This is a genomic window from Verrucomicrobiia bacterium (genome assembly GCA_036405135.1).
In the GTDB taxonomy this organism is placed as follows: Bacteria; Verrucomicrobiota; Verrucomicrobiia; order Limisphaerales; family JAEYXS01; genus JAEYXS01.
On the sequence record DASWYF010000022.1, the window covers coordinates 295,125 to 308,887 of the forward strand.

Here is a 13,763-nt window from a genome sequence, read left to right on the forward strand (position 1 = left end):
ATGAGCGCACTGCCCTGGACCATCTACGTGAGCTTTCTCGGAGCGTTGCTCGTGGCGCTGCTGCCAGCGGGTAATCTGCGGCATATCCGGTTCGCTGCGCTGGGGACTGGACTGGTGGGTTTATTCATCGGGCTAGCCGCAGCGGTGCAGTGTGATGCGAGTGCGGATGTGGTGACGCTGACGAAGCTCAAGTGGATTCCGGCTTTCGGTGCAGAATATCATCTGGCGGCGGATGGTATCAGTGTGGTGATGGTGTTGCTGACGGGCATCGCGGCAGTGACGGGTGTGCTGTTTTCCTGGAACGTGACGCATCGTTTGGAAGAATTCTTTGCGTTCTATCTGTTACTCATCGGGGCGGTGTATGGTGTGTTCCTTAGCTTCGATCTGTTTCTGTTTTTTGTGTTCTACGAACTGGCGATTGTGCCGAAGTATTTTCTCGTGGCGATCTGGGGCGGACAGAATCGCGAGTATGCGGCGATGAAGTTGGTGCTGTATTCGTTCGTGGGCAGTGCGCTTGTGCTGGTGGGAATTGTTGCGACGCTGGTAATGGCGGGCGGACAGACGGCGAGCTTGGAGGTATTGGGGCAAATCCAGTTCGCAGCCTCGTTCCAGCATTGGGTATTTCCGCTGATGTTTTTTGGGTTTGCGATTTTGGCGGGTATTTGGCCGTTTCACACGTGGGCACCAACAGGTCACGTGGCGGCTCCGACGGCGGCTTCTATGTTGCTGGCAGGTGTGATTATGAAGCTCGGTGCGTATGGGGCATTGCGTGCAGGTGTTTGTCTTTTTCCGGAAGGATTGCTCGCTTGGCAGAATGTGCTGGGTTGGCTGGCGGTGATTGGGATCGTGTATGGTGCTTCGGTAGCGCTGGTGCAGAAGGATTTCAAATTTGTCATCGCTTACTCGAGCGTGAGCCACATGGGGTTTGTGATCTTGGGACTGGTGAGCATGAATGCGATCGGCTTGACGGGAGCGATTTTGCAAATGTTCTCGCACGGCATCATCGCGGGACTGCTGTTCGGCGTGGTGGGACGGATGGTGTATGAGCGGGCGCATACGCGGGACTTAAATGCGCTGCAGGTGATGAATCTCAGCAATGCCTTACCCTTCGCAGCGGGGACATTTGTGCTGGCGAGTCTGGCATCGATGGGGCTGCCGGGCTTCAGTGGGTTTGTGGCGGAGTTCTCGGTATTGATCGGAGCTTGGGCGTTGGATCCGACTAAAGCGGTGGTGGCTGGTGTGGGGATTGTGGTCGGTGTGGCATTCACGTTGCGCGCATTGCAGACGGCTTTCTTCTCGGACGCAGAGCCGATTGCAGAAAAGCATCATGAAGAGATGAAGCCAATCACGGTGCCGGAACGGGCAGGGGCGCTCATACTGTTGGCGACGACCTTGATCGTCGGCTTATATCCTAAGGTTCTTCTGAATTTGATTCAGCCAGCTTTGGCATCACCGCTCTTTGAAGCGTTGCGAAAAGGACGGTTGGAATGATGCCGGTGAATTATCTGCATTTGGTGATGGGGCTCATTCCCGAGCTGCTATTGGTGGCGGCAGCATTGGCGGTCTTGGGGGTGGACCTGATGGTTTTGCGGGAGGAATCCAAGCGGGTGCGATTCGGCTTTGGGGCGGGCTTCACGGGTTTCGCTGCGCTGGCGGCAATCTTTTGGATGACGACGAGCACGGAGCCAGCGGTGTATCTGGGTGGTTCATTTATTGTCAGCCATTTGACGCTGTGGGTTAAGGTCGGGCTATTGTTGCTGACGCTGTTGACGGTGGCTTTGTTCGTGGATGGTGAGTTCACAGAGCATGTGGGCGAGTGCGTGGCACTTATCTTGTTCGCGACGGTGGGCATGATGCTGCTGGTGAGCGCGGGTGATCTGTTGCTGCTGTTCGTGGCGTTGGAACTGGTGAGCTTGTCGCTGTATTCACTGGTGGCGTTCGATAAACGGAATCGCGAGGGCATTCATGCAGCGCTGCAATATTTCCTCTACGGCGGTATGGCGGCGGCGTTTATGCTTTTCGGTTTCAGTCTGCTCTACGGTTTGACGGGCAGCACTTTGATTTCGGAAGTGGGCAAAGGGCTGGCGGATAAAGCGAATGATCCGGTGCTACTGGTGGCGATGGTCATGGTGATGGTGGGACTGGGCTTCAAGGTGGCGGCGGTGCCGTTCCATCTGTGGGCGCCAGCGGTGTATCAAAGCGCACCGGGACCGGCGGCTGCGCTCATCGCTTCGGGTTCCAAGCTGGCGAGTTTTGTGGTGGTCGCGCGGTTGATGTATGCGGGCTTCACGGGAGTGGAAGGCGATGCGGCGTGGCGGAGTTATACGGTGGGATGGATGCCGTTGCTGGCGGGCATCGCGGCGTTTTCCATGGTGCTGGGAAATCTTGCAGCACTGGCGCAAAGCAGTCTGCGGCGATTGCTGGCGTTCTCAGCGGTTGCACATGCGGGATACATGCTGCTGGGTGTGCTGGCGGTGAAGGAGACAGGATTGCAGGCGGTGATTTATTATGCATTCACGTATGGCGTGGCGACGATCGGGGCGTTCGGTGTGGCGGTATTGGTAGAGCGGCAGCGGGGAGGGGATTCACTGGCGAACCTGGCGGGAATGGCGAAGCAGTCGCCGTTGATGGCGGTGTGCCTGATGATCTTCGTTTTGTCACTGGCGGGGATTCCGCCGCTGGCGGGTTTCGTCGGTAAATTCCACGTATTCCTTTCGGCGACGGCGGTGAAGGCACCTTCGCTTGGCCTCCTCTGGCTGGTGGCGTTGGCCATCGCGACGAGTGCGATCTCGCTCTACTACTATCTGCAAGTGCTCAAGCAGGCTTGGGTGGTGCCGGGGAATGAAACGGTAGTGGAACTGAAGCCCGGTGTGGTGACGTTGGTGGTGCTGTGCTTGTTGGCGGTGCTTACGATTGTTTTGGGCTGTGCACCAGAGATGGTGTTGGGGCCATTGGCGGAAGCATTGAAGAGTGCGTGGTAAAAAGAAAAACGGCAGCCGTTAGAGACTGCCGGTTTGGAGATTTTTTTTAGGTTAGTTCTGCCTCGTTACCTCGGCAGCTACGTTGATTAGCTCTTGGCGGCTTGGACAGGAGCTTGCGGTTTCAGCTTTTTATACTCGGCGGCGAGTGAATCCACTTTGAGCTTCTCCGCATCGAGGTCTTTCTTGGATTTCTCCACGCGACTTTCAGCAGTGCCTACTTCGCTCTGAGCTTTCTTGGATTGGGCGATCAGATTTTTGATCTTCTTGTCTGCTTCCGAGGCCTCCTTCTCGATGGCCACGAGTTTGGTCTTGGTGGCTTCGATCTCTTCGTTGCACTTGGTCACGGCAGCCTGGCTTTCAGTGACTTTCTTTTGCAACGGTTCGAGTTCTTTGCGCAGCGTCTCGATCTCTTTCTTCAAGGTTTCTTGGGCTTCCAGTTTGGCCTTGGCGAGAGAGGCTTCGGCTTTCTTTACCTTGGCTTCGATTTTGCCCGCGGCTTTCTGAGCATCCTTGAGAGTGGCGGCGGCTTCATCGGCGAAACGCTTGTCGAACTTCGCGATGTTCTTCAGGCCATCCCAACGGTCAGTGACATTGACGGCCTGTTTCTTGGCTTTGGCGATATCTTTGTCCGCACTGGCGACGATGCCTTTCGCGTCTTCAATGGAGCCGAGCAACTTCTGGTGATCCGCTTCCTTGACGGCGTAAGCATCTTTAGCTGCGTAAACCTTGACGTTGAACTGGGCCGCTTGAATCTCGGTGAGCTTGGTTTTCTTGGAATCGATCTGCGCGGTAGCAACTTGGATGGCAGCTTCTGTGTCCGCGATCTTTTTCTTAGCGGCGTCCAGTTTCACTTTGTCAGCTTGCTGGCCTTCGACAGCGGCGAGTTCTTCTTTCGCAGTGGCCAAGTCCGCATTGAGCTTGGTCAACGAAACTTGCGTGGCTTCGATCTCTTTCTGTACCGTCTCGAAGCGTTGTTCCAAGGTGGGCGGATTCGCGCTGAGTTCGCCAAGCAGTTTGCCATCCTCGGCGTTCCAGACATAGATGTTACCGGCCCAATCGCTGGCCACAGCGCGTTTGCTGTCATGAGTGAGGGCAGCGCGGACGGGGATATCGTTGGTGACGGCGAAGGATTTCTTCTTGGTGCCGTTCGCATCCCAGATGGCGACCTGTTTATCGCGACCGGCGGTGATGATGTTGCCAGTCTGATCGAAGCTGCCGGAAAGCACGCCACCATTGTGCGCATTGATGCTGCGGACCTGTTGCTCGTCTTCTACTTTCCAAGTGCGGGCAGTGCCATCTTCGCTGGCGGAGAGGAGCAGGCCAGAGTCAGCGCGCCAGCTCAGCTGCGTGATAGAACCGCGATGGCCGCGCATGGAGTAAAGCTGCGTGCCGGTAGCAGGTTCCCAAACGAGGATGCCACCGACGCGATCGCCAGTGGCAAGATATTTGCCGTTCGGGCTAAATTCAGCGGCCGTTACCCAATCCGTGTGCTTCTTCAGACTATACTTCTGCTGACCATCCGCCGTGGAATAAATTTTGACGAGCTTGCTCGGACCACCGAGCGCGATCCATTTCTGGTCGGCGCTGAGATCGGAGGCAAGGACGGTATCGAACTCTTCACCGACCGTGATGATCTTATCACCCGTCACCACATCCCACACGGTGGCGAGACCGATCTTGGCACCTTCACCGCCTGCGGCGAGGAGCATCTTGCCGTTGCGGCTGAACCGCACCTGTACGGGATGACCGCTGGGAAATTTGACGACGCCGGAAAGTTCCAGCGTATCCGTGTTATAAACCAATACTTGATGCTGGCCGGTGAGTGCGACGACCGGTGCCCAAGGGCTCGAAGCAACGCCGAGCACGGCAGTTGTGCGATCGGTGCGGACAGAGGGTTCCAGCAACCAGTCCTGAGGCAGGGCAGGGGGACCGTCGGGTTTGCCGAGCTTGGTGAGGTCCACCGTCATGTCCACCTTGGGAGCGGAGGAAGCGATGGCTTTGCTGCCGGAATTTTCCAAAAGACCGCCGGCGATCCATTTCTTGATCAGCTCGAGTTCTTTGTCCGTGATCTTGCTGTTCGGCGGCATTTTCGGCTCTTCGGTATGAGCAACCACCTTGAAGAGCTTGCTGCCATCGGGATCGCCGCTGGAGAGGCCGGAGCCGGAGCTGCCGCCTTTGAGAGCCGCGCCAAACGTGCTGAGATCCAAGTCACCTTTGGAGGTGTCCTGACTATGACACTTGAAGCAATTGTTGCGGAAGATGGGAACGATGTGGTCCTGATAATTGACCTTCTCCTGCGCGCTGGCTTCGGTGTTCAGCCCGGTGTGCAATGCGGCGATACCGAGGCCGCTCAATACGATGCGTTTCCAATGTTTCACCATAACTCGACAGCTTGAATCAATGGTTGAACATGAACTCTTTCGAGTTCAGCAATGACCAGAAGAGGTCGTTAAGCGCGTCTTCCTGCTTTTCCTTCTGGACGAGGAAAGGCTCGAGTTTTTCGAGCTCACCGGCCGTCGGCTTGCGGGAGAGTGTGCGGAGGTATAGGTCTTCCACGATCTCGTTCGGCTGTTTGCCCGCGGCGACAAGTTTTTTCACCACGCCGCCATTTTGCACCTTGTTGTTCACGGTATCCCCGTTGAGCAAGTGCAGCGCTTGGGAGAGGTTGGGCTCCATCTTCACTTCGCAGGAGCACACGGTCTCACGGGTGGCGCGGCCAAAGGTCGTGAGGAAGTAGCTGGTCACATTGCCGTCCGCGATCTGCACCGCGTTCATGCCTTTCGGCGTCTTGTTGAAGCGCTCTTGCGTCTCGGTGACTTGGTTGATGGCATCCAGCAGGATCTCAGCGCGCATGCGGCGGATGCTGCCTTTGGCGAAGTTGATCGTATCGCTCGCATTGCTTTCATTCGCCTGCGTGGCGAGCTGATAGGTGCGGGAGTTGGCTATGTCACGGACCAAAGACTTGAAGTCGTAGTTAGACGCCGTGAAGCGCTTGGCCAGTTCTTCCAGCAATTCCGGGTTCGAGGCCGGGTTGCTGATGCGGACATCATCCACGGGGTCGATGATGCCGCGACCGTAGAAGTGTGCCCAGACGATGTTCACCAGATTGCGCGCGAAGTAAGGATTCTTCGGCGAGGCGAGCCATTCGGCCAGCACCGCCCGGCGGTCTTTGCCCTGCACATCGGCCGGACCACCACCCAGGAAGGTGGGCGGCACGGGACGCTTGGTGACCGGGTGATTGATCTCACCGCCGCCGCGATTGAACACGATGGTATCGCGCGGGTCTTCGCCGCGTTTGCGGCCGACTTGCGAGAAGAAGGAGGCGAAGCCGTAGTAGTCATTCATCGTCCAGCGGTCGAATGGATGATTGTGGCACTGGGCGCACTGGATGCGCATGCCCATGAACACCTGGGCGACATCCTCAGACATCTTCATCACATCCGTCTCCAGCTTGTAATAGTTGGCGGGCGGATTGTTGAAGGTGGAGCCGTTGGCCGAGACGATCGATTTCACCATAGCGTCCACGGGGACGTTGCTAAGAATCTGGTCACGGAGCCAGTTGTAATAGGCCATCGTGTTCTTCTCGGAGAAGTATTCGCCGTTATCCTGCACGCTGCGGACGCGAAGGAGTTCACCCCACTTCATCACCCACATGTCGGCGAAGTCGGGCTTGGCGATGAGTTCATCGATGACCCGTTCGCGCTTGCCGGTGCTGATGTCCGATTCAAATTCTTTCAATTCCTGCACCGTTGGCAGGCGGCCGATAACATCTAGATAGAGGCGACGGAGGAATTTGTTGTCCGCCACTTGTGCGGAGGGTTCCACGCGGATCTTCTTCAGCTTGTTGTAAACCAGCTCGTCGATGTAATTCTTCGCCTCGATCTCCGGAAATTTGAAGTCCTGACCTTTCGGGACGACTATCACCTGCGAGCCGACCGTGAACGTCTCAAAGCGAGCCATGATGAAGGCTTCACCTCGTTCACCTGCGGTGAGTTGGCCCAGCGGAGTCACCTTCACCGAGACATCGTTATTGCTGGAGAAAGCTGCGAGGGAGGTGACATCGCGATCAGTGCCATCGGAATACTTGGCGCGGACAACGACGCGCTGGGCGGTGTTAGAACCTTCCAAAACGGCTTGCGTGGGGAAGATTTCCGCGCTGACGGGCGTCGGGATGTCTTTCGGGTCCTTCGGTGCACCGGCTTGAATCCAGCGGAGCACGGTCTGATACAATTCACTGTCCGGCTCGAAAAGTTTGCCGCCGGTGTGTTGCACCTGGCCAGCGCCTTTGGTCAGCAGGAGACTGTCCTCCGGGATGGCGAGGTTGATGCGGCGACCGATGATCTCACGGGTGAGATAATCATAGTCACCTTCAGCATTGTAGCCGAAGAGGGAGAGACGGAAGCCGTCCTTGCCGCGAGCTGCGCCATGGCAACCACCCGCATTACAACCCGCCTTCATGAACACCGGCATCACATCCAGCGCAAAGCTGATGGGGCGTTCTTCCTGCGCCTTGGAGATCTTGACCGGCACCGTGAGCTTCTGGCCCTCGAAACTGACCTTCAATTCCGTCTCACCATCCGCCACGGGATGCACCGTGAAATTTTCGATCTTGCCGAGCGCCGGATTGGCGAGGCTGATCTTCGCCTTGCCGGTCACGTCGCGCGTGGTGCCATTGTCGTACATGGCATGCACGAGGAACGACTGGCGGTCGCGCTTGGTGCTCAGGTTGATGTCCGGCGGATAAATCTTCACGTCCACCAGCTTGGCTTCCTTGGCGGTGAGAGAACCCGTGGCAAGGAGGGTGGCGGTCAGGAATGTCAGGCAACGCTTCATGATCCGGATACGGGATACGGCTAACTGATAAAACTCAACTGAAATGTCCTGTGGGAGGACTTGGGAAAAAGCTGGCTTGATGCGCTTCGCACCAAGCCAGCTCTGGAAAAAACTGTCAACATCACGCGATGAGGTCGTGCAGCACCTCGCCGCCGTCCACGATCTCGATCGGACGGGCGCCGGGGGCCATGAGTTCCTTCTCGGCGTCGATGCCGATCTGGTGATAAACCGTCTTGGCGTAGCTCTCGACGGACACCGGATTCTCATCCGGTTCAGCGCCCGTCGGGTCAGAGGAGCCGTAAACCATGCCGCGCTTGATGCCGCCACCGGCCATCGCGATGCTGAACACTTTCGGCCAGTGATCGCGACCGGCGGTTTTGTTGATCATCGGCGTACGGCCAAATTCCGAGGTGACCATCACCAGCGTGGAGTCCAGCATGCCGCGTTCATCGAGATCACGGATGAGGCGGGCGAATGCCTGGTCGAACTGCGGCATCGTGCGGTCCATCGCGTTCTTGATGTTGTCATGGTGATCCCAACCACCGTAGGTGAGGGACACGAAACGGACACCCGATTCCACCAGGCGGCGGGCGAGTAGCATGCGCTGGCCAGCCGTGTTTCGGCCATATTCATCACGCAGTTTCGCATTTTCCTTATCGATGTTGAAGGCGTCGCGTGCCTTGTCGGACGAGATCATCGCGTAAGCGCGTTGATAGAAGGAATCCATGCCGGAGAGGGCATCGGACTTCTCAAGCGAACTGAAGTGCGCGTCCACCGCCTCACGCATCGTCCGGCGTTGGGCGAAGCGTTCATCCGTGACGCCCTTCGGCAAGGTGAGATCACGGACGGCGAAATTGCCATTGGCCGGATCGCTGCCGAGGCTGAACGGACCGTAAGCGGAACCGAGGTAACCGGTGCCTGCATAAGGATTCGAGACGCTGGGCACGGCCACATACGGCGGCAGGTTCTCGCGGGAACCCAACTCATGCGACACCACGGAGCCGAAGCTCGGGAATTGCAGGGCGGGACTGGGGCGGTAACCCGTGAACATGTTGTGCGTGCCACGCTCGTGGGCGGCTTCGCCATGGGTCATCGAGCGGATGACCGTTAGTTTGTCCGCGATGGCCGCGGTGTTCTTCAGGTGTTCGCTGAAATATTCGCCCTCGATCTTCGTCTTCACCGTGCCCAAGGGGCCGCGGTATTCGATCGGCGAACCGATCTTCGGGTCCCAAGATTCCTGATGGGCCATGCCACCGGGGAGGTAAATCTGGATGACGGACTTGGCCTGGCCGGCTTTGCCGCCAAGTTTTTGGCCTTGCTTGGCCGCTGCCTTCACTGCGTTCGGCAGAGTCAGACCAAAGGTACCCAGCAAGCCGACGAAGAGGAATTCGCGACGGTTGGGACGCCAGATATGGTCACGGCTGTTGCACCAGCCGCCTAGGTTTTGGTTGCTCATATTTACCTATGGTTGTGTTGATTAGGGCTTGGGACAGTATAAAACTTTATTCTCGGCCTATTGCAACTCGCAACTCTGCCTGTTTTTCATTTTTTCGCTGTGTGCTGCCAACCCTATATGCACACTAGCTCCTTAGATTCGACGGGCCATGACCATAATAGGTTACGACCATTGTTTGCCCGGTTTCAAACCAGGCGGTGTCAACACATTCAGACGCCCTTCAATGACGCTTATTCATTCAGTCGTAAAAATTATTTCAAAAATATATAAAAACTTTTTTTGGCCCCGCTTGTTTAAGTGCCGCAATTCCGCTCGTTTTACTTAACTAGCTCTACCGCAAAGAGTTTTGTGCCGTCGCGCACGTATAGCTTGCCGTCTGAGTAAGCCGGGTAACTCCAAGTTTTACCGCAGGCTTGTAGCCGCCCAAGTTCGTCGTACTTCGTCGGATCGACCTTTAAAAGGCGTAACTCGCCCGTATCACTCATCACTAGTAGTTTATCTAGGAAAGCCATGACGGAGGCGTAATCGCCAAAGCCCGGTTGATTCCATTTCACTTCACCGGTCTTGAAATCAATGCACAGAAACTCAGTCTTGCTGCCCGGCCCAAGCCCATACAGATAGCCATTCACCAATACCGGAGTGGCGATGTTGATCTTCAGGGTCGGATTTTTCCACTCCTCAGTTGCCTGCAACCCGTTGGCTCCCTTTGAGATGCGGAATTTGATGAGGCCGATGGTGTGAGAGGCAACCGTGACCGTATCCCCATCTATGATAGGAGTAACTATGTGGCGCTTGGCACCGCTCTTGAGGGGAGTGCGCCAGAGGACTTTGCCGGTGGCGATATCGGCACCGAGCAGGGCATCCGCACTGAACCAAATCACCTGTTTCACGCCTGACAGTGTCGCCACTACGAGCGAAGCATAAGCGGCGTTATCCTGACCGGCCTTCCAGAGCACCTTGCCCGTGTTCTTGTCGAAGCAAACAAGCGCCCCGCCTTCCGGACTGCCCACCGGGAGGAACAGGCGATTGCCATCGATGACACCGGAACCATTGTTTCCATGGCGGCGCGCGGCGGTTTCCTTGGCGGCCGGATCGTTCTGGTTCAGGAAGAAAGTTGCCCCGAAATCCTTGGCAAAACTGATCTTCCACACCGTCTTGCCATCCTTGAGCGAGAGACAACTGAACTCGCCGTTGCAGGACTGCACGTAGGCCTTGTCGCCATCGATCATCGGTGTGCAGCGCGGGCCGGGACCATAGGTGTTGCGGAAATCGACCGATTCGGCAAAAGGCACCGACCAGAGTTTCTTGCCGGTGGTGATATCCACGGCGTTCGCCACCTCCTGTTTGTTTTGCTCATCCAGATACACGAGCGTTTTCCCGGCGATGACCGGGGAGGCCTGGCCATTGCCCACATCAAGCCGCCAGATGGGGGTGGTGGAGGGTGGCAGTGCGGTCAACGTGCGCGAAGTTTCGGTCACGATGCCCGCCCGGTTCGGTCCACGCCACTGCGGCCAGTCGGCGGAAGCCATCAGACAGGGCAGCACAGACGCCAGGCAAAGCGCTTTTTTGAGGATTGGTTTCATGGTGGGTCGATTGTTTGGCGAATCTTGGACGGGATACTGTTGGGGGCCATTCAGGTCAAGACTTGTAAAGTTGAAGTCATACCTGCATTGGTTCTTGTATGATATCGAGGTCCGTATAGCCGGCTTCATAGGATGAAATTTCCCCTAAAAAGTATCTTGCTTTGACTGAGGCGGGTACCTACTGTTCTCGCCACTCGACGCTGGTTCGCCGGTGCGAGTATATGGTTGCGTGCTTAGCTCAGTGGTAGAGCATTACCTTCACACGGTAGGGGTCGCAGGTTCGAAACCTGCAGCGCGCACCATCCTTCTGGATCAAAGACTCCCGCAAAAATCGCACAAGTTTCTGCGCCTGCTGACAACAAAACTAACAACGCATCCGATCGATTCGTTGTCTTTTCACACACCCTTCGCGAGCTCGATCCAGAAGCGGCTGCCTTGGTTGGGTTGAGATTCCAAACCCATTTGTCCCCCCATTCGCTCGACGCCTTTGCGCACGATCGCCAGACCGATGCCGGTTCCCGGGTATTGCTCTCCATTCATCCGTTCAAAGACGCGGAAGATCCGTTCCTGCTGATCGGACGGGATGCCGATGCCGTTATCCGCGATCCAGATGCGCACGGTATCACCCTGTTCTGTTGTCCAAAAACGGATAGTAGGCGTGACTCCCGGGGTCATGAATTTGAGGGCATTGCCCAGCAGGTTGGCGAAGCATTGTGACAAGGTCGCTTCGTGGGCCAGCACGGAGGGCAGGGGACGAATGGTTTCGATCCATGCTTTCGTCTGCTCGATCTGGCTGGCGCATTGCAGCAGGGCGCTATCCCACGCCGCTTCGATCGGGATTTTTTTCAGGCTCATCGCCGTCTGGGACACGCGGCCGAAAGCGAGCAGGTCCAGCAGCAGCCGGTCCATGAACTCCGAGGATCCCTGGATACGGCTGAGCAGATACAGCGCCTCATTGTTCAGCGCAGCGGAGTGTTCTTTGTTGAGCAACTGGGAATAGCCGTAGATGGCGCGCAAGGGTGCGCGCAGGTCATGCGCGATGGAATAGGCGAATGCTTCCAGTTGTTCATTGGCCTGGCGCAATTCATGGGTGCGTTCGGTGACCGCCTGTTCCAGCTTCGCTGCATTGTTCTTGCGGTCCGTGACATCGATGCAGGAACCGATGAAACCGTTGAACTGCCCATCTGAATCTTGGCGGGGAACTGCCGTGACCAGCAACCAGCGGTATTCACCATCATGGCGTTTCAAACGATATTCCGCGGTGAAGGGTTGACGGCCCTCCAAGGCTGCAAGATGTGACTTGAGGCAATGTTCCCGGTCCTCGGGGTGGACGTTCTCGCACCAGCCGGTGCCGATGTCCTGGGGCAATGTGCGTCCGGCAAAAGTGAGCCACGCCTGATTGAACCAGCTCCATGATTTATCCGGTCCGCTGAGCCAGATCAGCACGGGCGCGGCATTCGCCATCAGGCGAAACCGCTCCTCGCTTTCGCGCAACGCATTCTCCGCCGCTTTGCGCTCAGAGATGTCCACGCCGGTGGCTTGCGCGTCCGTCCATCGGCCTGACGCATCAAACTCAATGGCGCGAACGGTCCAGAGAATCCAGCGCATGCCCACACCGGATTTGAAGCGGGCCTCAAAGCGCGTCTCGGGCAATTCGGCGATCAGGCTTTGCAAGGCTTCCTCGGCAGTCTGGATATCCGTTTCCGGAAAGAAATCCCACAGGCGCTGGCCGATCGCCGGGCCTTGGTCTTTACTGCACCATTTGGTGAAAGCGGGATTTACAAATCGGATGATGCCCTCGGCATTGAACCGGCAGATCATCTCCGATTGCGTCTCGACCACGGCGCGGTATCTCTCCTCGCTAACTTTGATTTCCCGTGCGAGACGGGCGTGTTTTTCAGCGGCTAGCTGCAATTCATTTCTTTGCCGGGCGAGTTCAAAGAAAACATCCGCCTTGGCTTGAAGGATCTGGGGGTCGATCGGCTTGAAGAGAAAATCCACAGCCCCAAGTTCATAGCCCCGGAAACGGCGTTGATGGTCCGTGGCGCCAGCGGTTACGAAGATGATGGGAATATGGCGTGTCCGCGCCGTTCCGCGCATCAGTTCAGCGAGTTCAAAACCGCTCATACCCGGCATTTGCACATCCAGAAATACCAGGGCGACTTCATGCACGAGCAACAGTTCCAAGGCTTCCGGGCCGGATTTGGCGGAGAGAAGCTCCAAGCCGTCCTGCTCCAGCAGGGCTGCGAGAGCGAGGAGGTTTCCCTCCAGGTCATCAACCAATAGAAATTTTACGTTCTTAACGGGCATCGCTATTTTTTACGTGGCACAAGTTTTGGAGAGTTTCGAAGATCTCCGGCAGACTCAAACTTTGAGCTTCCGGACACGCTTCCAAGGCAGATGTAGGCATGACAAACGCCTCAGCCAGTTGAGGCGATTGCACGAGTGCCGATCCACCCGCATCAACGATGGCCCGCAAGCCTTTGGCACCATCGCTATTGGCTCCGCTCAGGATGATGCCCGCCAATCGTGCCCCATGGGCATCGGCTGCGGATTCAAACAGCACATCGATGGAAGGGCGCGAAAAATTCAGCGGTTCATCACTGGAGAGAGAAAGAGAGCCATCTTGTTCGAGGAGGACATGATAATTCGGCGGTGCGAAGTAAACCGTGCCGGGCATCGTTGGTTCTTTGTCCTCCGCCTCCTTCACGGTCAACTGGCATTTCGCGGCGAACAGCGCAGGCATCGCGCTTTTCTGATCGGGCGGAAGATGTATGACGATGATGATGGGCGCTGGGAAATCCGCAGGAAATAAAGGCAGCAACTTGGAAAGCGCGTCCACTGCTCCCGCTGAAGCACCGATGACGACGGCTTCCAAGGATGCGTCATCGTCTGGCATCACTTCGGTCG

8 protein-coding genes and 1 tRNA gene are annotated in these 13,763 nt (G+C 56.8%); 3 read left to right on the plus strand and 6 right to left on the minus strand.

Features of this window, described 5'->3' with window-relative positions; all coding sequences use genetic code 11:
• Nucleotides 1-1,491 (plus strand): NADH-quinone oxidoreductase subunit M, encoded by a 1,491-nt coding sequence (locus tag VGH19_11730; GenBank protein ID HEY1172033.1) that lies wholly within the window; start codon nucleotides 1-3, stop codon nucleotides 1,489-1,491.
• Nucleotides 1,488-2,981, plus strand: coding sequence for an NADH-quinone oxidoreductase subunit N (locus tag VGH19_11735; protein HEY1172034.1), 1,494 nt, complete (start codon nucleotides 1,488-1,490; stop codon nucleotides 2,979-2,981). The genes VGH19_11730 and VGH19_11735 overlap by 4 nt, the downstream gene beginning before the upstream one ends.
• Nucleotides 2,982-3,067: 86 nt before the next feature.
• Here the strand turns inward: VGH19_11735 and VGH19_11740 are convergent, their stop codons facing one another.
• From VGH19_11740 to VGH19_11755, 4 genes are all read right to left on the minus strand, one after another.
• Entirely contained in the window at nucleotides 3,068-5,362 is a 2,295-nt protein-coding gene (locus VGH19_11740) for a c-type cytochrome domain-containing protein (protein ID HEY1172035.1), read from the minus strand.
• Between the two features lie 16 nt (nucleotides 5,363-5,378).
• On the minus strand, nucleotides 5,379-7,814 hold the full coding sequence (locus tag VGH19_11745) for a DUF1549 and DUF1553 domain-containing protein (GenBank protein HEY1172036.1): 2,436 nt from the start codon (nucleotides 7,812-7,814) through the stop codon (nucleotides 5,379-5,381).
• Between the two features lie 121 nt (nucleotides 7,815-7,935).
• Nucleotides 7,936-9,270: a DUF1501 domain-containing protein gene (locus VGH19_11750; protein HEY1172037.1), complete on the minus strand. Its 1,335-nt coding sequence runs from the start codon at nucleotides 9,268-9,270 to the stop codon at nucleotides 7,936-7,938.
• Nucleotides 9,271-9,587: 317 nt separating this feature from the next.
• Nucleotides 9,588-10,853: a PQQ-binding-like beta-propeller repeat protein gene (locus VGH19_11755; GenBank protein ID HEY1172038.1), complete on the minus strand. Its 1,266-nt coding sequence runs from the start codon at nucleotides 10,851-10,853 to the stop codon at nucleotides 9,588-9,590.
• Between the two features lie 227 nt (nucleotides 10,854-11,080).
• On the opposite strand from VGH19_11755, the gene VGH19_11760 reads away from it, so the two are divergent.
• A tRNA-Val gene (locus VGH19_11760) sits at nucleotides 11,081-11,155 on the plus strand.
• A gap of 94 nt (nucleotides 11,156-11,249) precedes the next feature.
• Here VGH19_11760 and VGH19_11765 read toward each other — a convergent pair.
• Together VGH19_11765 and VGH19_11770 are read right to left on the minus strand one after the other, a co-directional pair.
• Nucleotides 11,250-13,163 (minus strand): PAS domain S-box protein, encoded by a 1,914-nt coding sequence (locus VGH19_11765; protein ID HEY1172039.1) that lies wholly within the window; start codon nucleotides 13,161-13,163, stop codon nucleotides 11,250-11,252.
• Nucleotides 13,153-13,752 (minus strand): chemotaxis protein CheB, encoded by a 600-nt coding sequence (locus tag VGH19_11770; GenBank protein ID HEY1172040.1) that lies wholly within the window; start codon nucleotides 13,750-13,752, stop codon nucleotides 13,153-13,155. The genes VGH19_11765 and VGH19_11770 overlap by 11 nt, the downstream gene beginning before the upstream one ends.
• Between the last annotated feature and the right edge of the window lie 11 nt (nucleotides 13,753-13,763).